Genomic DNA, 20,205 nt, shown 5'->3' with positions numbered 1-20,205 from the left:
GGGTCAGCGATGCAGAGCAGTGACCGGACAGCACTGCCGATCGAACGGCTGCTGGTGGTGGGCGTGGGCAAGGATCCCCGGTTCCACGACACCATCGAGACCGCCCTGCGAGATGCCACCGACGACCGGGAGCCCTCCCCCGGGCCCGACCGGTCGGACGAAGACCCCGCCTACACCGAGACGGTGCGCCGCGCGCGCCGGTTCCTGCTCCGCGCGCTGGCCGGCCAACGGGTCGAGCGGCTGGCCGTGGACGACCTGGACGGGCTGCCGGCCGCGCTGGCCGCGGCGGCCGGCCCGGAGACCGTCGACACCCTGGCCCTGCTGCTGGTCGACGCGGCCGCCGCCGGGCTGAGCACCGACCCGCTCGCGGACACCGTCGGCCCCGCACTGCGCGAGCTCGGCGAGCGGCTGCCCGCGGGAGTCCGGGCCGACCTGTCGGCCTACACCGTGCACGTCTACACCGGAGCGGCCGGAGCCGCCGCCGAGGCCCGGCTGGCCCCGGCCCACTCCGTGCGCCAACTCCCCGACCAGCCAGGGCTGCTGGCCGCCGACGTGGTCCGGGCACTGGCCGACTTCGTGCAGTTCCACGACGCGGCGGACGCGCTGCGCGGGGCCGCGCCGGCCCGCCGGGCGCTGGCCGACGCGCTCACCGGCTTCCTCGGCGCCCGCTCCGGCAGCGCCTGGGGACTGCACTACTACACCGGCTCGATGGTCACCGGCCTGATCGGCGAACTCGAGGTGCGGGCCGAGCAGTCCGGCAACCCGGTGCTGCGCGGCCCGAGCGAGCACGGGCTGGCCAGCGGGGCGCTGGCCCGCTGGCAGTTGGACGCCGCGCCGTTCCTGATCGTGGTCACCAACGGCATGGTGGACGAGTTCCGCGGCACCCTGGCCAACCTGCGCGAGTCGCGGGCCCGGGGGTTCATCGTCTGCGCCGACTCGCGCTCCGACGCCTGGTTCCCGTTCCAGGGCACCGTGCACGCCGCCGAGGACTCCCGCGAGGTGCTCAAGGCCCGCCGGCTGAACGGCGTCTACCTGGAGGACCCGGCCCGGCTGACCGAGGACCTGGCCACCGCCTTCGCCGCCTACGAGGCCGACCAGGGCCCGGTGGTGCTGCTGGTCTCGGCCGCCGTGCTGGACGCGGCCGCCACCGGGCCGGCCGAACTGCCGCAGCCCCGCCCCACCGCCGAACTGCTGGTCCAGGCCGACGTGTTGGAGGAGGTGGCCCGGGCGGTCGCCGAACAGCCGGTCCGGCTGCTCTGGCAGTGCGGCCCGCTCGGCACCCAGGAGCGGTCGCTCACCTACGAGTTGGCCCGCACCGCGGGCATCGCGCTGGCCGACTCGCCGATCCGGCCCGGCGCCGTGGCCCGCTACCACGAGGGCGAGCGGATACCCGAGTACCTGGGCACGCTGGGCATGTTCGGCTGCTCCTCCCGGGTGCACGAGTTCCTGCACCGGGAAGGCTGGCTGCGCAAGCGCAACGAGCTGGCGCTGCTCTTCCTGAACAGCCGGATCGCCGAGCTGACCACCCCGTTCCAGCAGCGGGCGCTGGAACGCACCCTGCACATCACCCAGGTCACCCGGGAGGCCGCGCACCTGGCGCCGTTCGCCGACGTCAAGGTGCAGGCCGACGCGCTGGCCTTCCTGCGCCAGCTGCGCGAGCGGCTGGCCGCCGACCCGGTGGACCCCGAGGTGCTGGCGCTGCGCCGTGCGGCGATCGCCGAAACCCGGGACAGCGCCTCGGACATGGTGCACCAGCTGCCGCTGCTGCCGATGAGCCCCAACTACTTCTTCCACCACCTCGGCACCCTGGTGGAGGAGTTGATCACCCGTCACGGCTACCGCTACACCGGGCTGTACGACGTCGGGCGCGGCGCGATGTCGGCGATCCGCAACCTGCCGCGCACCGGCCCGGGCTTCTCCGGCTGGTACGGCCGGGCGCTGATGGGCGACGCGCTGCAGGCCGTGCCCTCCGTCGCGCTCACCCGGGACGGCAACGTGCTGGCCTTCGTCGGGGACGGCGCGCTCGGCCTGGTGCCGGACATCCTGCCCACGCTGATCCAGCAGGCCGTGCTCTACGGCGCCCGTCCCAAGGGCAACCTGACGGTCTTCCGGCTGATCGACGGCGGCCACTCGGTGATCCGCACCTACCGGGAGACCCAGGCCGGCGCCGTCGCCGACCGGCAGACCCGGGTGCTGCACCTGCTGCAGCCGGAGTCGGAGCAGCAGTACGGCGACCTGCTGGTGCGCCACCGGCACATCGAGGACGTCGCCGGGCAACTCGACGAGCTGGGCGAGCGGATGCGCACCCCCGGAGTGGTCGACCTCTACTCGGTGCTGCTCTCGCACAACAACGAAGGCGACGGGATGAGCCCGACCGGCGCCTCCGGCTGGCAGCGCGACGACCTGCACGAGGTCGCCTTCACCATGGCCCGCACCGCCCGCCGGGCCGGCGAGGCGGCGCGGCGCAAGGGACTCGCCTGAGCCTGCCCGACGGCCGGCGACGAGCCGGCCGACCGCACGGCCGAAAGACGGGCCCGGACGCGTGATGCGTCCGGGCCCGTCCGCCCACTGACCAGCACTACGAGCAGCGGCCCCCGCCGACTAGGCTGGTCCGTGTTGGGGCAGCCAGTGGCGCCCGGCCGGCCAGCGGTGTCCGTCCGGAGCGATGCACGAGATCGTTCAGAACCATCGCAACACCGAGGAGACACCGACGTGGCAGAGCGCAAGATCGAGACCTGGCTGACCGACATGGACGGAGTCCTCATCCACGAGGGCGTGCCGATCCCTGGTGCCGACACCTTCCTGAAGCGCCTGCGCGATTCCGGGAAGCCGTTCCTGGTGCTCACCAACAACTCCATCTACACCCAGCGCGACCTGCACGCCCGGCTGGCCCGGATGGGCCTGGACGTGCCCGCCGAGCACATCTGGACCTCCGCCCTGGCCACCGCCAAGTTCCTGGACGACCAGCGCCCGGCCGGCACCGCCTACGTGATCGGCGAGGCCGGCCTCACCACCGCCCTGCACGACGTGGGCTACGTCCTCACCGACAGCGACCCCGACTTCGTGATCCTCGGCGAGACCCGCACCTACTCCTTCGAGGCCATGACCAAGGCGGTCCGGCTGATCAACGCGGGCGCCCGGTTCATCGCCACCAACCCGGACGAGACCGGCCCGTCCGCCGAGGGCGCGCTGCCGGCCACCGGCGCGGTCGCGGCGCTGATCACCAAGGCGACCGGCGTCGAGCCGTACTTCGTCGGCAAGCCGAACCCGCTGATGATGCGGGCCGGCCTGAACGCCATCGGCGCGCACTCGGAGAACAGCGCGATGATCGGCGACCGGATGGACACCGACATCGTCTCCGGCATGGAGGCCGGCATGTCGACCTTCCTGGTGCTCACCGGCCTCACCCAGGCCCAGGACGTCGAGCGCTTCCCGTACCGCCCGACCCGGGTGGTCGACTCGATCGCCGACCTGGTCGACCTGATCTGACACACCGGCGAGGACGCCCCCTGACGGCGGGCCCCGAGCGCCTCGGGACCCGCCGCCCCGCGGTGTGATGGACTCGCGGGTATGAGTACCGCTTCCCCCGCGCCCTACCGCGTCGCGCTGCTGGGCTACGGCCTGGCCGGCGCCGCGTTCCACGCCCCGCTGATCGCCACCACGCCCGGGCTGCGGCTGGCCGCCGTGGTCACCGCCAACGCCGAGCGGCGGGCCCGGCTGGCCGAGGACCACCCGCAGGCCGAGGCGCTGACCAACCCGGAGCAGCTGTTCGACCGGGCCGGCGACTTCGACGTGGTGGTGATCGCCACCCCCAACCGCACCCACCTCCCGCTGGCCCGGGCCGCCCTGACGGCCGGACTGGCCACCGTGGTCGACAAGCCGCTGGCCGTGACGGCCGCCGAGGCACGGGCCCTCTGCGGGCTGGCCGAGACCCGCGGCACCCTGCTGACGGTCTTCCAGAACCGCCGCTGGGACAACGACTTCCTCACCGTCCGCAAGCTGGTGGCGGAGGGCGCGCTCGGCCGGGTGCACCGGTTCGAGTCGCGGTTCGAGCGCTTCCGGCCCAAGCCCAAGGCCGGCTGGCGCGAGCTGGCCGACCCGGCGGAGGCCGGCGGCACCCTCTACGACCTGGGCAGCCACCTGGTGGACCAGGCGCTGACCCTGTTCGGCCCGGTCTCCTCGGTGTACGCGGAGATCGACGTCCGGCGGGACGGCGCGGTGGTGGACGACGACGCCTTCCTCGCCCTCACCCACGCCGGCGGGGTCCGCTCCCACCTGTGGACCAGCGCGCTGGCCCCGCTGGCCGGGCCGCGGCTGCGGGTGCTCGGCGACACCGCCGGGTACGTGAAGTTCGGCATGGACCCGCAGGAGGCCGACCTGCGGGCCGGTCTGCGCCCGGACACCCACCGGCCCTGGGGCGCGGAGGACCCGGCGCAGCACGGCACCCTGGGCACCGACGAGTCGAGCACCGTGCTCCCCACCGAGCCCGGCGACTACCCCGCCTTCTACGCCGGCCTGGCGCACGCCCTCGCCACCGGCACCCCGCCGCCGGTCGACCCGCAGGACGCCGCCAGCACCCTCACCATCCTCGAGGCGGCCCGCCACTCGGCGGCCACCGGACAGACCGTCGCCCTGGGCTGAGCTGCCGACGCACCATCAGATCGACGCTTCGCCAGCGACTGGACCGGCGCGGCGCAGGCCGCCCAGCAGGCCTGGCTGCACCGGGGCGAAGCCGCCCCGGTGCAGCCGGCGCCGGGTCAGCCGCGGGTCCAGCCCGCCAGGTAGGCGTCGATCTCGCCGGTCAGCCGGGCCTTGCCCGCCTGGTCCAGGAACGAGGCCTCCACCGCGTTCCTGGCCAGGCCGGCCACGCCCGCCTCGTCCAGCTCGAGCAGCTGGGCGGCCAGCGCGTACTCGGTGTTCAGGTCGGTGCCGAACATCGGCGGGTCGTCGCTGTTCACGGTGACCAGCAGGCCGGCGTCCACGAACCGCTTGAGCGGGTGCTCCTCGATCCGCTCCACCACCCGGGTGGCCAGGTTGGAGGTCGGGCAGACCTCCAGCGGGATCCGCTGCTCGCCCAGGTAGTCGATCAGGGCCGGGTCCTTGAAGCTCTGGGTGCCGTGGCCGATCCGCTCGGCGCCCAGCTCCCGGATCGCGTCCCAGACCGTCTCCGGGCCGGTGGACTCGCCCGCGTGCGGCACGCTGTGCAGGCCGGCCGCCCGGGCCCGGTCGAAGAACGGCTTGAACTGCGGCCGCGGCACGCCGATCTCCGGTCCGCCCAGGCCGAAGCTGACCAGGCCGTCCGCGCCCACCTCCAGCGCCAGCCGGGCGGTCTCCTCGGCGGAGGCCAGGCCGGCCTCGCCCGGGATGTCGAAGCACCAGCGCAGCACGATGCCGAAGTCCCGCTCGGCGCAGCGCCGGGCGTCCTCGATCGCCTCCATGAACGCCACGTCCGGAATGCCCCGGCGCACCGAGCTGTATGGGGTGACGGTCAGCTCGGCATACCGGATCTGCTGGCGCGCCATGTCCTCGGCCACGCCGTAGGTCAGCGAGCGGACGTCCTCGGCGTCCCGGACCAGGTCGACCACCGAGAGGTAGACCTGGATGAAGTGCGCGAAGTCGGTGAAGGTGAAGTACTCCGCCAGCTTGGCCGGATCGGCCGGCACCTGGCTGCGGCCCTCGTAACGGGCCGCCAGCTCGGCCACCACCCGGGGCGAGGCCGAGCCCACGTGGTGCACGTGCAGCTCCGCCTTGGGCAGTCCCGCAATGAACGCGTCCATCCCGCGCGTCATCCCCACTCCTCACAGATCGTCGTGTGCAACTCCGCCATTAGACCCTGTCAGCCGCCCAGCGCGGTGGCCGCGGTGTGGATCAACAGTCCGGCCAGGGCGCCGACCACCGTGCCGTTGATCCGGATGAACTGCAGATCGCGGCCGACGTTGGCCTCGATCTTGCGGGATGCGTCGGCCGCGTCCCAGCTCGCCACGGTGTCCGAGATCAGCGAGGTGATCTCGGCCCGGTAGGTGTTCACCACGTAGGCGGCGGCGTCCTGCAGCCAGCCGTCGGTCTTGCGCTGCAGCTTCTCGTCGGTGGCCAGCCGCTCCCCGAAGGAGCGCAGCCCGTCGCGCAGCCGGCGGCGCAGCTCGCTCTGCTCGTCCTCGGCGGCGGCCACCACCAGGCCGCGCAGCGCGCTCCACGAGGAGGCGATCAACTCCTGCACCTCGTCCCGGGCGAGCAGGTCGGCCTTGGCCCGCTCCACCCGCTCCTGGGTGGCGCCGTCGGTCTGCAGCTCGAGGGCGAAGTCGGCGAGGAAGGTGTCGATCGCACCGCGCGCCGGGTGCTCCGGGTCGTCGCGGACGGCGCGGGTGAACCGGATCAGCTCCTTGTAGACCCGCTCGCCGACCTGGTGGTCGATGAACTTGGGCGTCCAGCCGGGCGACTTTATGGCCACCTTGGAGACCACGTCCTGGTGGTGCTCGGCCAGCCAGTCGTGCGCCCGGACGGCGACCAGGTCCACCACCCCGCGGTGCCCGCCGTCCGCCACCACCCGGCCGAGCATCCGCCCCAGCGGCGCGGCCACCTGGGTGGCGGCGGCCCGCCGGGTCACCGCCTCGCCCACCACGGCCTGCACGTCCTCGTCCCGCAGCACCGCCAGCACCCCGCGCAGCGCGGCCGCCGCCTCGGTGGTCACCCGCTCCGCGTTGCCCGGCGCGGCCAGCCACTCGCCGAGCCGCCGGGCGATGCCGAGCGAGGCCAGCCGGGTGCGGACCACGTGCGCGGAGAGGAAGTTCTCGCCGACGAAGCTGCCCAGCGACCGGCCGAACGCGTCCTTCTTGGTCGGGATGATCGCGGTGTGCGGGATCGGCAGCCCGAACGGCCGCCGGAACAGCGCGGTGACGGCGAACCAGTCGGCCAGCGCGCCCACCATGCCCGCCTCGGCGGCCGCCGCCACGTAACCCGTCCAGCTCCCCCACCCGGCCGCCTTGCCCCAACTCGCCAGCCCGAACACCACGGTCGCGCCCACCAGGAACCCGGTCGCGATCGCCTTCATCCGCCGCACCCCGCGGCGCTTCTCCTCGTCGGCCTCGGTGAACCGGACCCCTACCGCCGTCGCCCCACTGCGCTGACTCTCCACCGGACCAGTGTCACCGATGGGCCGCGTCCCGTCCGGTAGCTCACCACAACAGCAACGCAGGCCCGCGCAGGCGGCCTGACCGGCCCGGCCACCCGGCCCGGCGTCCCGAGCACCTGACGCCCGCTACCCCCACCGCGCGTACCCCCACTGCGCGAACCCCAGCCACGCGCGCCGCTGCCGCAGGCTCCGCCGCAGCTGCGCCGGCACCACGCCCCGCCAGACCTGCAGCGCCAGCGACGGTGGCGGCGGTACGACGGGCGCAGCAGGAACGGGGGCACCGACGGCCCGGGGCGACGTCCGCTCCCCATACGCCGCCTGGTACCGGATCAGCCGTCGTAGCGCCGCCAGCCGCCCCCGGCGGGCGAGGTCCAGGCGCAGGCGGTCGCGGATGCCCAAGGGCTGCAGGGCGGCGGCGTCGCCGTGGCGGTCGAGCAGGCGGGCGACGCCCGCGCAGACGCGGCGCTGCACCGGCACGTCCAGGGTGAGGAAGTCGGGGCGCAGCAGCCGGGGGAGGTCCCAGGTGAGCAGGCGGGCGCGCAGGGCGGTGAGGTCGGGGCCGGGCTCGGCGAGGCGTTCGGCGATGGCGAGGGCGGCGGCGAGGGCGCGCAGGCGGTCCTCGTGGCGGGCGCGGGGTGCGCCGGCCGCGGGGTCGGGCCGGGCGGGGCGCAGGCAGGCGTAGCCGTCCAGCACCGCGACCCGGCGGGCGCGCAGGCAGAGCTCCAGGGTGAACGGCAACCGGGCGTCCACGGCCGCTCCGGTGCTCAGCTCGCGGCGGAACAGCGCGACGCCGTTCAGCGCCCAGGCCGGTGGCGGCGGGTCGGCGTCGTCGGCGCCACGGCCGAGCACCACGTCCGCGCCGGTGCGGTCGGCCAGCTCGACCAGCCGCCGCAGCGCCTCGGGAGCGAGGCGCTCGGCGGTGTCCAGGTGGAGCAGGTAGCGGCCGGCCGGGCAGCCGGTGCCGGAGGGCAGCGGTTGGACGAGGCTCAGGGTCTGCGCGGCGAGCGCCTCCAGCGCGGGCGCGAGGTCGCCGCCGTCGAGCAGCACGGTGACCTCGGGCCGGCGCCGCACCGCGATCACCCGCCCACCCCGCCCACCTGTCTGAAGCTCGACCGGGCCCGGACGGCCCATGGGACCAACTGCCCGCGGGCCGTCCGGGTTACGGGCTCAGCCGGTCGGGACGGCGGCGCCCGCGTACATCCGGGCGATCACGTCCTCGATGGCCGGCTCGCGCACCGACAGGTCCCGCAGCGGGTAGCGCTCGGCGACGGCGGCGACCAGCGGCGCGGCGCTCTGCTCGGCGGGGAAGGCCAGGTACTGGCGGCTGCCCTCGGTGCGGACCACCCGGGCGCCGGGCAGCTCGATCGGCGGGTGCTCGCTCTGCAGGTCGACCACCAGGGTGCGCTCGCTGCGTCCGGCCAGGTGCAGGCCGGGCAGGTCGCCGTCGTAGACCATCCGGCCGTGGTCGATCACCATCACCCGGCCGCACAACTGCTCGATGTCGGTGAGGTCGTGGGTGGTGAGCAGCACGGTGGTGCCGGCCTCGTTGACCTCCCGCAGGAACTCCCGGACCCGGGCCTTGCTGATCACGTCCAGCCCGATGGTGGGCTCGTCCAGGTAGAGCACCTGCGGCTCGTGCAGCAGCGCGGCGGCCAGGTCCCCGCGCATCCGCTGGCCGAGCGAGAGCTGGCGCACGGGGGTGTCGAGCAGGTCCCCGAGGGTCAGCAGCTCGACGCAGCGGTCCAGGTTGGCCGCGTACCGGGCGGGCGGGATTCGGTAGAGCCGCCGGAACAGCTCGAAGGAGTCCCGCAGCGGCAGGTCCCACCAGAGGGTGGTGCGCTGTCCGAAGACGACGCCGATCCGCCGCGCGAGCGCCACCCGTTCGCGGGCCGGGTCCACCCCGGCGACCCGCAGCCGGCCGCCGCTGGGCACCAGGATGCCGGTGAGCATCTTGATCGTGGTGGACTTGCCGGCGCCGTTCGGGCCGAGGTAGCCGACGCACTCGCCGGCCCGGACGGTGAAGCTCAGGTCGGCCACGGCGCGCACCGTGCGGCGCTCGCGGCGCAGTCTTCCGGTCTTGGCCCGCACGGTGAAGGTGCGGGAGACCTGGTCGAGTTCGATGAGGTCCATGCCTGTCTCCTCTGCAATGGCCAAGGGGGTGGTCAGCTGCCGGTGCCGCGGTAGGCGCGCAGGCCGGCCCGCCAGGCGAGCCCGGCGGCGGCCGCGCTGAGCAGGGCGGCGAGCGGCGAGGCGTACTCGAAGGCGCCGGGCAGGCCGAGCGGGTCGGGGCGGCCGAGGATCCGGCAGAGCGGCAGCCAGTTGACGAAGGCCAGCGGCAGGCCGAAGGTCACCCCGGCCACCAGCTCCCGGGCGAAGATGCCGGGCGGGTAGCGCAGCAGGGTGGCGCCGCCGTAGGTGAAGGAGTTCTGGAACTCCTTGGCCTCGCCCCACCAGAACTGCACCACGGCCCCGCCGATGAAGAGCGCGCCGAAGATCACCGTGCCGCTGGCCAGCAGCTGGCCGAGCAGCAGCAGGTGCGCCGCGCTCCACCGCCCGGGCAGCTGGTGCACCGCCCAGCCGAGCACCAGCACCGACTGCACCGGCCGCCCGAGCCGGCGCAGGGTGAACCGCTCGGCGCAGACCATGGAGAGCGCGGGGGCCGGCCGCAGCAGCAGCACGTCCAGCGCGCCGCTGCGGATCCGCCCGCCGAGCTCCTCCACGCTCCCGACCAGGACGTCGGCCAGGCCGAGCGAGAAGCCCGAGGTGCCGTAGAGCAGGCCGACCTCGGGCAGCGACCAGCCGCCGAGCCGGCCGGTGTGCCGGAACATCAGCACCAGCACCACGAAGTCCAGCGAGGTGATCAGCAGGTTCCCGGCGGAGGTGAGCCAGAAGGAGGCGCGGTAGGCGAACTGGGCGCGCATCCACATCGCGGCGGCCAGCCGCCAGGAGGTGACGGCCCACCGGATCCGGGCGCCCAGCGGCTCGCTCGGCAGGGCCGTGCCGAAGGGCTCGCCGCCGACGGGCACGGCGCCGAGGCGCCCGGCGTCGAAGGTCTCAGCCACCCTGCACCACCACCTTGCGGGTGGCCAGCGCCTGGGCGGCCCGGCCGGCGGCCAGCAGCAGCACGGCCCAGAGCAGTTGCAGCCCCAGTTCGGCCGGCTCCCGGCCGCCGCCGCGCTCCAGGAAGACGTCGCACGGCGCCTGGATCATCGCGGCCCAGGGCAGCAGCTGGGCCGCCTGGCGCAGCCCGTCGGGGAAGAGCGCGAGCGGCAGCAGCATCCCGGAGAGGAACATCGAGACCACCACGCTGAGCGAGCGCAGCCCGTTGGCGTCCATCAGCCAGAAGCTGCTGACCGACACCAGGAACCGCACCCCGAAGCTGACCACCACCGCCAGCAGCACCGAGCAGAGGAAGAGCGGCCAGGTGAGCGGCGAGTGCGGCAGCCGGGCGTGGCCGAGCAGCACCCCGACGGTGAGCGGCACGGCGCCCCGGGTGAGCAGTTGGAAGCCGGCCCGGCCGAGGTCGCCGGCCAGCCACCAGCCGAGGAAGTCGCACGGGCGGTAGAGGTCGACGGCGATGTCGCCGGAGCGGAACCGCTCCTGGAGGTCGTCCTGGAACCCGCCGCCCCAGGTGGCGACGGAGGCCAGCAGCGCCTGGCTGACCCAGATGTAGGTGACGGCCTGCCGGCTGTCGTAGCCGCCCAGGTGCGGCCTGGTGTGCCAGAGGGCGAGGAACCCGGAGGCGAAGACGAAGCCGAAGACGGTGTTGGTGAAGGCGCCCGCCGCGGTCGCCGCTCGGTAGGTGGAGTAGCGGCGGAAGCCGCCGCGGGCGATGGCCAGGTAGAGACCGGCCGAGGAGGCCATTGACTGTCTCCTTATCGACTTTTTGGGTGCGGGACCACCGCGTCCCGCACCGCGCGAACGCACAACGCCACGGCCCCGAGCGACGGACCCCCGGGGGGTGCCCGGGTGTCGCTCGGGGCTGCGCAAGCATGTGGAGTTGTGTCGATTCACGCTAGCGGCAAGCCGAGCCGCCGCGCAGCCGAATAACCGTCAGCCGCCCAGACCGGGCAGCGTCGGCAGGGTGACCGGCAGTCCGAGCCCGCTGAGCAGGCTGCCGATGGTCGCCAGCAGCGTGTTCAGCAGCTTCAGCAGCGCCCCGGTATCGGGGGCGGTGGCGGCACCGGTCGGCAGGGCGGGCAGGGTGGGCAGGGCCGGCAGCGTCGGCACGGATGCCGCGGCGCCCTTGACCGGCCGCCCGGACTGGCCGAGCAGCCCGGGGAAGGACGGCATCCCGGGCGCCGAGGGCGCGACCGGAGCCGACGGAGCCGAGGGCGCCGACGGGGCCGAAAGCCCGGCGGCAGCCGGCGGCAGGTCCGCCACCAGTTGCCCGTGCGGACGCGCCGCAGCCGGCTGGGCCGGCGCCACCGCCCGGGGACCGTCGAGTTCGCGGAACGGAACGGCGGCCGTCGCAACGGTGGCCGAGGTCAGGCCCAGCGCCGCGCCGATAGCGGCAGCCGTCCATATGGCACGCATGAGGGTGGTTCTCCTGTTCGGGGTAGAGCACACGGAGCGGATTCGCCCCGCTCCAAACAGTGAGCTCCAACCCCGCCCCCGGCCACCGCAGTTGCTCCGAACAGGTCTACGGCTGAACCGGGCCGCGGGTGAACGGCCCTACAGGTACAGGCCGGTCGACCCCTCGGCGTCCTTCAGCCGCTCGGCCGCCACCGCGTGCAGGTCCCGCTCACGCAGCAGCACGTAGGTCGCGCCGCGCACCTCGACCTCCAGCTTGTCCTCGGGGTCGTAGAGCACCCGGTCCCCCGGCTCCACCGCGCGCACGCTCTGCCCCACCGCCACTGCCTCGGCCCAGGTGCACCGCTTCGACAGCTCGGCCGTCGCGGGAATCAGGATGCCGCCGGTCGAGCGGCGCTCGCCCTCGCCGGTGTCGGTGCGCACCAGCACCCGGTCGTGCAGCATCCGGATGGGCAGCTTCTCGCCCAGCCGGTCGTGCCGGCCGTGCTCGCTCTGCCTGTTCTGCTCGTCGTCGTTCACGCTCACGCCCAGACCGTACCTGGCCCGGGCCCGCGCCCGTGCGCGGACCCGGGCTTCCGCAGGCACCCGGACGGGCGGTGTCAGCCCTTCCTGCGCCGCTTCCCCGATGCCAGCAGCAGCAGCACACCGCCGCCCACCAGCACCACGGGAGCGATCCGCTCCGGACGCGGACGGCCCTGGTCGTCCGTCAGCTCGACCCGCACCCGCTCCACGCCCCGGCTGGCCGCCACGTAGAAACGGCCCACCTTCTGCTCCACCGAAGCCAGCGCCCTCGCCCGGGCCTGCGCCGCGATGGTGGTCGGGTGCACCCGCATCGCCAGCTCGTCCAGCGTGTCGGCCAGCTGGTCGCGGGTCCGGGCGATATTGGCCTCGATCTCGGCAGTGGTCCGCCCGGCGTCGTCCCTGGCGCTGTCCTTCGTCTTCCCCTTGCCCACCCGGGCCACCTCACTCACCTGAACTGACGTCACGGTCTGCTGCCCCATCAGTCTGTCAGCTCCGGTTCGACCGCGCGCAGTCCCACCCACCATCAGGGGTAGGTTTGCAGTCGGCACGACCACCTGTCCCGCACGAGGAGAGAACCGACCGTGAGCCAGCGCCTCCAGGCGGGGGACACCGCCCCCGCCTTCTCCCTGCCCGACGCCGACGGCAACCAGGTGTCGCTCGCCGACCACCTCGGCCGCAAGGTGATCGTGTACTTCTACCCCGCCGCCCTCACCCCCGGCTGCACCACCCAGGCCTGCGACTTCACCGACAACCTGGAGGTCTTCGCCGGCGCCGGCTACGACGTGATCGGCATCTCCCCCGACAAGCCGGCCAAGCTCGGCAAGTTCCGCGAGACCGAGAACCTCAAGGTCACCCTGCTCGCCGACGAGGACAAGCAGACCCTGGAGGCATACGGCGCCTACGGCGAGAAGACCCTCTACGGCAAGACGGTGGTCGGCGTGATCCGCTCCACCGTGATCGTCGACGAGCAGGGCAAGGTCGAGCGGGCGCTCTACAACGTCAAGGCCACCAACCACGTCGCCAAGCTGCTGCGCGACCTCAAGATCGAGGCCTGACCGGGCCCGTGCCCGCGAACGAGTCGCGGCGGCCCCGGCTCCCCCACACAGGAGTCGGGACCACCGCGCTTCGCGACGACAGGATCAGGCGGGCAACCCCACGGCCCGCTCACCGCTGCGCCGCTGCTGGATGACCACAGCGACGACCAGCAGCGAGCCCTGCGCCACGTTCTGCCAGAACGAGTTGATCCCCTGCACGGTCAGGCCGTTCTGCAGCGCGCCGAGCAGCGCGACCGCGAGCAGGGTGCCGCCGATGCCGCCCTTGCCGCCCTTGAGCGCGCAGCCGCCCAGCGCCGCAGCGGTGATCGACTGCAGCTCCAGGCCCTCGCTGCCGGAGACCGGCTGGCCGGAGCCGGTGCGCGCGGTCAGCAGGATGCCGGCCAGCGCCGCCACCGAACCGGCCAGCGCGTAGGCCGAGATCAGGTACTTGTTCAGGTTGATGCCGGCCAGCCGCGCGGCGGTGTCGTTGCCGCCGATCGCGTAGATGTTGCGGCCGATGTCGGTGTACTTCAGCAGCACGTGCACGGCGGCCGCGACCAGGATCAGCAGCCACACCATCACCGGCAGCCCGGCGATCTTGCCGCGGCTGAGGAAGATGAAGATGTCGTCGTTGAGCACGTAGCCCTGCGCCCGGCCGCCCGAGACCAGCTGCGCCAGACCCTTGTAGGCGGCCAGGCCGGCCAGCGTGGCGATGGTCGGGTTGACCCGGCCGTAGACGATGATCACGCCGTTCAGCACGCCGACCGCCAGGCCGACGCCGATCGCGGCGGCCATGCCCGCCCACGGGCTGGCGCCCGCCGAGGTGAAGACCATCGCACTGACCACCGAGGCCAGGCCGGCCTGCGAGCCGACCGAGATGTCCAGACCGCCGCAGATGATCACCACGGTCTGCACCACGGCCAGCAGGCCGGCGATGGTCACCGTCTCGGCGATCACCTGGACGTTGGCCCAGGCCAGGTAGTTGCCGTTCAGCGAGCCGAACAGTCCCAGCACCACGACCAGGGCGGCGATCAGGCTCAGGTTCTGCCCGCCGACCGCGGCCAGCGGGCCGAGCCGCCCGCTCTTCGTGGCCGCCGGCGTACTCCGCTCAGCGGTGGAGGTGGTCATGGTTGCCTTCCTTCGTTGCTCAGGTCATCGGCCATGGCCAGGGCGAGGATCTTCTCCTCGGTCGCCTCGGCCCGGTCCAGCTCCCCGGTGATGCGGCCGCTCTGCATCACCACGACCCGGTCGGCCAGACCGAGTACCTCGGGCAGCTCGGAGGAGATCACCAGCAGCGCGACGCCCTCCTTGGCGAGGTCGGCGATGATCTGGTAGATCTCCGCCTTCGCGCCGATGTCGATGCCGCGGGTCGGCTCGTCCAGGATCAGCACCTTGGGCTTGCGGGCCAGCCAGCGCGCCAGCACCACCTTCTGCTGGTTGCCGCCGGAGAGCTTGCGCACCTCGTGCTCGATGCCAGGGGCGCGCACCCGCAGCCGGTCGGTGTAGCTCTGCGCCAGCTGCTTCTCGGCGGAGCGCCTGACGAACCGGAACCGGCGCAGCCGCTCCAGCACCACCAGCGTGGTGTTGTCCCGGATGGTCCGGTGCAGGAAGAGCGCCTGGGCCTTGCGCTCCTCGGGCGCCAGCCCGAGCCCGGCCCGGATCACCTCGCCCGGGTGGCCGGAGTGCAGCCGCTTGCCGTCCAGCGTGACGGTGCCGCGGTGCACCGGCTGGTCGCCGGCCAGCGCCAGCGCCAGCTCCGAGCGGCCGGCCCCGATCAGGCCGGCCAGGCCGACCACCTCGCCGGCCCGCACGGTCAGGTCGATGTCCTGCACGTCGTCCGTGCACAGCCCGGTGACCTGCAGCATCACCTTGTCGGTGGCCACGTTCTGGCGCACGAACAGCTGCGACAGGTCGCGGCCCACCATCAGCCGGACCAGGTCCTGCTCGCTCGCCTCGGCGGCGTCCAGCACCCCGGCCAGCGAGCCGTCGCGCAGCACCGCGATCCGGTCGGCGAGCTGGAAGATCTCCTTCATCCGGTGCGAGACGTAGATCACCGCCACGCCCTGGTCGCGCAGCCGGCGGATCAGCGCGAAGAGCGCGTCCACCTCCTGCTCGGAGAGCGAGCTGGTCGGCTCGTCGAAGGCGATCACCTTCGCCTCGCCGGTCAGCGCGCGCATGATCTCCACCAGCTGGCGCTGGGCCGGCGTCAGCTCGGAGCCCAGCAGGTCCGGGTCGAGCACCCGGGAGAAGCCGAGCCGCTCCAGGTCGGCGTGGATCCGCCGGCGCAGCTCGGCCCGGTCCAGCCGGCGCCCGGCCCCGCGGGGCAGCGCACCGGCGTAGACGTTCTCGGCGACGGAGACGTGCGGGATGATCTCCGGTTCCTGCGGGATGATCCGGATGCCGGCGGCCCGGGCCCGGGCCGGGGAGCCGAGCGCGAGCTCGGCTCCGTCCAGCACCACGGTGCCCTCGGTCGGCTGGTGGTCACCCGTCAGGATCTTCAACAGGGTGGACTTGCCCGCCCCGTTCTCCCCCATCAGCGCGGTCACCTGGCCGGCCGGGAAGTCCAGGGTCACCCCGCCGAGCGCCCGGACCTCGCCGAACCGCTTGCCGAGGTCCCGCACGCCCGCGCCTGCGGTCGTGGTCGTGGTCGTCACTGGGGCTGCCTCAGCTGCACTTGACGCCGGCCGACTGCCAGGTGGAGGCGTCGACCATCTGGGTGGGGGCGAAGGACTCCTGCGGGAAGTCCTTGCCGTCCTTGAGCTTGTCCACCATGGTCTGGACCGAGAGGGCGCCCACGTCGCTGCCGTTGATGAAGAGCGCGGCCTTCATGCCGGAGGGCTTGCCCGAACCCCAGTCCTTGCAGGCCAGGTAGGCGCCGAGGCCGACACCGATCACGTTGTCGGGGCTGATCCCGGCGTTCTCGGTGGCGGTGACGCCGCCCTGCACGTTCTCGTCGTTGCAGCCCCAGATCACCCAGTGCTTGACACCCGGGTTGGCGGTCAGCGTCGCGGCGATCTTGTCCTGCGCGCCGGTCGGGGTGTTGTCGGTGGCGACGTCGATGTTCTGCACGCCCTGCACGGCCTGGCCGAAGGCGTCCTTGGCCGCCTTCACGCGGTCACCGCAGACCGTCACGTCCTGCTTCCAGGCCGAGATGGTGCGGGTGTCGGCGGCGGTCCAGCCGGCCTTCTGGAACTCCTGCGCGGCGCGCTTGCCGACCTCGGTGCCCATCTGCTGGCCGGAGAAGCCGATCCGCGGCACCAGGTTGGACTTGTCACAGGAGGCGGGGGCCGGGCCGGTGGCACAGACCTGGTCGTCGGAGGTGAGCAGCGCGACCTTGGCGTCCTTGGCGGTCTGGACGACCTGCGGGCCGACGGCCGGGTCCGGCACCACGATGATCAGGCCGTTGGACTTCTGCGCGATGGCGGCCTGCACGTCGTTGACGGTCTGGTTGGCGTCGTTGCCCAGGTTGACCACCTTGAGGTCCACGCCCAGCGAGGCGGCCTTGGCCTTGGCACCGGCGGCCTCATCGATGAAGTACTGCTGGTCGCCCTGCTTCTGCAGGTAGGTGATGCTGATCTTGCCGGTCACCTTGGCGGTGTCCCCCGAGGCGTTGCTGCTCTGCTGCCCGGTCGAGCAGGCGGAGGCGCCGAGGGTGACGAGCAGGCCGAGGGCGGCCGCGATGGTACGACGACGGTTACGCACGGTGGTCATGGGGTCGGGCTCCTTGCGAGGGGTGGGGACCACAATCCATCAGAACCAAACAGGTTCGAACGAGGTGGCCTTATGACACCCTCGCGTAACCTCCTGCGTCAAGAGGTTTCGCACAGATTCGCACAGGTCGCAACAGAACCGTTGTTTGCGCGGGAGTAAAATGTCACCACGTGACATGGTACCCGTGGGATGAGCGCCTCCTGAGCGCCTCCGAGGGCCGGTCAGGGGGTGCTCGGAGAGTGATCGGGACAACGGAAAGCGGTGGCGGTGCACCCCCCGACCGGGTGCACCGCCACCGCCGTCACTCGCCTCGGCGAGCGCGCTGAGCCTGGATCAGTGGATCAGGTCAGCAGGCTCCGAGGTCGTTCCAGACGCCCGAGGCGTTCACGCTCGGGTCCTCGCCCTGGGTCCACCACTTGTTGCTGTAGTAGTGGCCCTTCCAGCCGACCTTGTTCCCGGGCGACGCGTAGACCGTCGCGGAGCTCCAGCTCGGCGCTCCGGTGCAGCCGGCACCGGTGGGAGTCGGGGTGGGAGTCGGGGTGGGGGTGGGCGTAGGGGTGGGAGTAGGCGTCGGCGTCGGGGTGGGGGTCGGCGTGGGAGTCGGGGTCGGCGTGGGGGTGGGCGTCGGCGTGGAGCCGCCGGTGCTGCCGCGGGTGAAGTCGCCCGGGATGCCGTACAGCGTGCCGCCGACGTTCACCGTCCAGTTCGACGGCGTGGAGACCGGGAGGTAGTAGACGAAGTCCACGTCCACCGAGGCCCCCGGCGCCAGCGACTGCCAGCCCGGCAGCTTCAGCGAGACCCGGTTGTAGGTGCCCTTGAGGCCGCCCACGTTCCCCGGACCGGGGTTGTCCGCGCTGATCACCGAGGAGTTGAAGCCCGACTGGTCGTGCGCGTTGTTCGGCGCCGAGTTGGCGTAGTCGAACTGGAACTCGGTGCCGCCCGGCAGGGTCACCGTCGAGTTGTTGACGATGTGGATCTTCGGGTTGATCGGGTAGTTGTTGTCCCCCAGCGCGAAGTTGGTGAACGACACGTCGATCGGCAGGGTCTGCGCGGGCATCGCGACGGTCGCCCGGGTGCTGCCGTACGGGCTGGCCGACTTGAACTTGTTGTAGAGGTCGGTGGTCAGCGTGGAGCCCGCCACGTACTCGCCCTTGCCGCCGTTGGCGGTCGGGTCGAACCTGTAGTCGCCCGCCAGCTCCCAGATCATCGCGCCGCCGGCACCCTGGTTGACCAGGTAGTCCGCCTTGGCGTTGACCGACTGCTCGTCCTCGGTGGAGAGGAAGACCTTCTTGGTGGAGTTCCACAGCCAGGGCGCGACCAGCGAGGAGCTGTAGTTGCGGCTGTAGGTGCCGGTCAGCGACGTGTCCTTGAGCCCGTACTTCGACAGGTAGTCCGGCAGGATGCCGTTCTGCAGGTTCATCGCGTGCCACATCGGGTTGGAGCCCGCCGGGGACTCCTTGCCGTTGGCGTCCTGGTCGTGCCAGAGGTTGTCGATGCCGACGGCACCGTCACCACAGGTGGTCAGGCCGGAGCCGGCCGGACAGGTGGTGGTGGAGGCGGTGCCCCACAGGCCGTTGGTGCCGCCCTGCACGTTCTCGAAGCCGCGGGTGTAGTAGGGCAGGCCGAGGTTGATCCGGCCGGCCGGCATCGAGCCGCGGAAGTAGTGGTAGGCCCAGTCGCCGTTCAGGTAGCCGATCCCGCCGTACTGCGAGGTGCCGTAGACGTTGGCCGACTTCAGCTCGGCGTCGTTGCCGTCGTCGTAGAGCGAGGCGTTCGGGCCGACGTACTGGTTCCAGGCGCCGTGCAGGTCGTACGACATGATGTTGACGTAGTCCAGGTACTTGGTCACCTGGAAGGTCTCCATGCCGCGCAGCAGGTAGCCGGAGGACGGCGCCGCCACCGACAGCAGGTAGTACTTGCCGTCGGCCGCGCTGGCGGTGTCCAGCTTCTGACGCATGGTCTGCAGCAGCGCCGCGTAGCCCTTCATCAGCGAGGCGCGCTTGCTGTTGGCCAGCGTCCAGTCCAGCGGGTTGCCCGCGTTGTTCATCGAGGTCGGGTACTCGTAGTCGAGGTCGACGCCGTTGAAGCCGTACTTCTCGACGAACTTGACCGCGGAGTCGGCGAAGGTGTTGATGCCCGCCTGGTTGACGCTGCCGTCCGGGTTGACCGTCATCGAGTAGAAGCCGCCCGAGGCCACCCGGTTGCCCGAGTCGTCGAAGTAGCCACCGGTCTCGGCCCAACCGCCCACCGAGATCATGGTTTTGACGTTCGGGTACTGCTTCTTGAACTTGCTCAGCAGGTTGAAGTGGCCCTGGTACGGCACGGTCGGGTCCATCTCCGCGCCGGCCACGCCCGGGAAGGTCATCCCGGTGGCCGCGTTGTTCGGCCCGTCGGTGCCCACCGAGATGGTGTTGTCGCCCGCGACGTGCGCGAAGGCGTAGTTGAGGTGGGTGACCTTGTCCCAGGGGATGTTGTTCACCAGGTAGGCGGGCGTGCCGTCCTTGCCGGTGCGCCAGCCGGTGAAGTACCCGATCACCCGGCGCTGGTGGTCGGCGCCCATCTGCTCACGGCCGCTGGTGTCGTAGGCCAGGCAGTACGGCACGTTCACGCCGGGCGTGGTGTACATCCCGTCGGGCCGGCAGGCCTGGTTGTCGACCGCCGCCTGCGAGGGCGCCGCCGCGACGGTCCCGAGCAGCAGCCCGGCGATGCCGGCCGCCGCCGTGGCTGCGAACCCGAGCCGCCGTCCGGCCTTGGAACGGCCGGCAGCGGTGGGACGCCCGCCGGCCTGATTGCGAATCAACACTCGGTCCTCCAGGAGAGAGTGTCGGCTGGCACACGGTGTGGGGCGCGTACCAACGTGGGGGCTGCGTGGACAACCCGCCCCGGCCGCACGGCATCGCGCCGCCCGCCGCGCTGCGGATTGGCGCCGAACTTATGTGGTCTGGACCACAAGGGTCAATAGGTCTGTACCAATCAGTTGTCAACGGGCCGGGGCGGGGTTACGTGATTCTCATCACCGGTTCATCTGGTTTGATGATGGGCCGTTACTTGACCTGGGCTTGGGTCGTTGCCCCCGACAAGGAGGGGTTCCATGTCCAAGCCCACGCGGTACACCGAGGAAGTCCTGAGAGGGTGTTCGATACCGATTTAGGCTGCCGCGAGGAGTTTCGGGCGGAGGTATTGCCCGATTCTGTCCGGGCTGGCGGTCAGTCGGGTGGCCATGGAGTTGACCATGGCCCACTGGATCATCGAGCGTGACCGGTCCGGCAGTTCCTC

17 protein-coding genes are annotated in these 20,205 nt (G+C 72.4%); 4 read left to right on the top strand and 13 right to left on the bottom strand.

Annotated features, from left to right (window positions below):
• The first annotated feature begins 9 nt into the window (after positions 1–9).
• From ACFYNO_RS32125 to ACFYNO_RS32115, 3 genes are all read left to right on the top strand, one after another.
• A complete protein-coding gene (locus ACFYNO_RS32125) occupies positions 10–2,481 on the top strand; it encodes a hypothetical protein (RefSeq protein WP_388020736.1) in 2,472 nt (823 codons plus the stop codon).
• Positions 2,482–2,712: 231 nt separating this feature from the next.
• The gene (locus ACFYNO_RS32120) at positions 2,713–3,489 is read left to right on the top strand and encodes an HAD-IIA family hydrolase (RefSeq protein ID WP_388020734.1); all 777 of its coding nucleotides are present in this window, start codon (positions 2,713–2,715) and stop codon (positions 3,487–3,489) included.
• 81 nt (positions 3,490–3,570) lie between these two features.
• The gene (locus ACFYNO_RS32115) at positions 3,571–4,641 is read left to right on the top strand and encodes a Gfo/Idh/MocA family oxidoreductase (protein WP_388020731.1); all 1,071 of its coding nucleotides are present in this window, start codon (positions 3,571–3,573) and stop codon (positions 4,639–4,641) included.
• A gap of 116 nt (positions 4,642–4,757) precedes the next feature.
• On the opposite strand, the gene ACFYNO_RS32110 is transcribed toward ACFYNO_RS32115, so the two are convergent.
• From ACFYNO_RS32110 to ACFYNO_RS32070, 9 genes are all read right to left on the bottom strand, one after another.
• The gene (locus ACFYNO_RS32110) at positions 4,758–5,789 is read right to left on the bottom strand and encodes an adenosine deaminase (RefSeq protein WP_388020728.1); all 1,032 of its coding nucleotides are present in this window, start codon (positions 5,787–5,789) and stop codon (positions 4,758–4,760) included.
• 47 nt (positions 5,790–5,836) lie between these two features.
• Positions 5,837–7,192: a DUF445 domain-containing protein gene (locus ACFYNO_RS32105; protein WP_388020962.1), complete on the bottom strand. Its 1,356-nt coding sequence runs from the start codon at positions 7,190–7,192 to the stop codon at positions 5,837–5,839.
• Between the two features lie 63 nt (positions 7,193–7,255).
• Positions 7,256–8,209: a hypothetical protein gene (locus tag ACFYNO_RS32100; protein ID WP_388020725.1), complete on the bottom strand. Its 954-nt coding sequence runs from the start codon at positions 8,207–8,209 to the stop codon at positions 7,256–7,258.
• A gap of 87 nt (positions 8,210–8,296) precedes the next feature.
• On the bottom strand, positions 8,297–9,259 hold the full coding sequence (locus tag ACFYNO_RS32095) for an ATP-binding cassette domain-containing protein (protein WP_388020722.1): 963 nt from the start codon (positions 9,257–9,259) through the stop codon (positions 8,297–8,299).
• 32 nt (positions 9,260–9,291) lie between these two features.
• Positions 9,292–10,191, bottom strand: coding sequence for an ABC transporter permease (locus ACFYNO_RS32090; protein ID WP_388020719.1), 900 nt, complete (start codon positions 10,189–10,191; stop codon positions 9,292–9,294).
• Positions 10,184–10,993 (bottom strand): ABC transporter permease, encoded by an 810-nt coding sequence (locus ACFYNO_RS32085; protein ID WP_388020716.1) that lies wholly within the window; start codon positions 10,991–10,993, stop codon positions 10,184–10,186. Before ACFYNO_RS32085 ends, ACFYNO_RS32090 begins: the two co-directional genes overlap by 8 nt.
• Before the next feature lie 189 nt (positions 10,994–11,182).
• Positions 11,183–11,665 carry a hypothetical protein gene (locus ACFYNO_RS32080; protein ID WP_388020713.1) on the bottom strand — a complete coding sequence of 161 codons (483 nt, stop codon included), beginning with the start codon at positions 11,663–11,665 and terminating at the stop codon, positions 11,183–11,185.
• A gap of 138 nt (positions 11,666–11,803) precedes the next feature.
• On the bottom strand, positions 11,804–12,106 hold the full coding sequence (locus tag ACFYNO_RS32075; RefSeq protein ID WP_246213857.1) for a co-chaperone GroES: 303 nt from the start codon (positions 12,104–12,106) through the stop codon (positions 11,804–11,806).
• A 155-nt stretch (positions 12,107–12,261) separates the two neighbouring features.
• A complete protein-coding gene (locus ACFYNO_RS32070) occupies positions 12,262–12,648 on the bottom strand; it encodes a DUF3618 domain-containing protein (protein WP_388020710.1) in 387 nt (128 codons plus the stop codon).
• Positions 12,649–12,765: 117 nt separating this feature from the next.
• Between ACFYNO_RS32070 and bcp the strand changes: the two genes are divergently transcribed.
• Positions 12,766–13,239, top strand: coding sequence for a thioredoxin-dependent thiol peroxidase (bcp, locus tag ACFYNO_RS32065; protein ID WP_388020707.1), 474 nt, complete (start codon positions 12,766–12,768; stop codon positions 13,237–13,239).
• Between the two features lie 84 nt (positions 13,240–13,323).
• On the opposite strand, the gene ACFYNO_RS32060 is transcribed toward bcp, so the two are convergent.
• From ACFYNO_RS32060 to ACFYNO_RS32045, 4 genes are all read right to left on the bottom strand, one after another.
• The gene (locus ACFYNO_RS32060) at positions 13,324–14,346 is read right to left on the bottom strand and encodes an ABC transporter permease (protein WP_388020704.1); all 1,023 of its coding nucleotides are present in this window, start codon (positions 14,344–14,346) and stop codon (positions 13,324–13,326) included.
• On the bottom strand, positions 14,343–15,872 hold the full coding sequence (locus ACFYNO_RS32055) for a sugar ABC transporter ATP-binding protein (RefSeq protein ID WP_388020701.1): 1,530 nt from the start codon (positions 15,870–15,872) through the stop codon (positions 14,343–14,345). Before ACFYNO_RS32055 ends, ACFYNO_RS32060 begins: the two co-directional genes overlap by 4 nt.
• 10 nt (positions 15,873–15,882) lie before the next feature.
• Complete coding sequence (locus tag ACFYNO_RS32050; RefSeq protein WP_388020698.1) at positions 15,883–16,929, bottom strand: substrate-binding domain-containing protein; 1,047 nt, start codon at positions 16,927–16,929, stop codon at positions 15,883–15,885.
• A gap of 346 nt (positions 16,930–17,275) precedes the next feature.
• Positions 17,276–19,636, bottom strand: coding sequence for a chitinase C-terminal domain-containing protein (locus ACFYNO_RS32045; RefSeq protein WP_388020958.1), 2,361 nt, complete (start codon positions 19,634–19,636; stop codon positions 17,276–17,278).
• Positions 19,637–20,205 lie beyond the last annotated feature (569 nt).

The sequence above is a fragment of the Kitasatospora sp. NPDC006697 genome, from assembly GCF_042869935.1.
GTDB lineage: Bacteria > Actinomycetota > Actinomycetes > Streptomycetales > Streptomycetaceae > Kitasatospora.
Note: the sequence above shows the minus strand (reverse complement) of the source record. Positions and strands in the feature narration are given on the sequence as shown.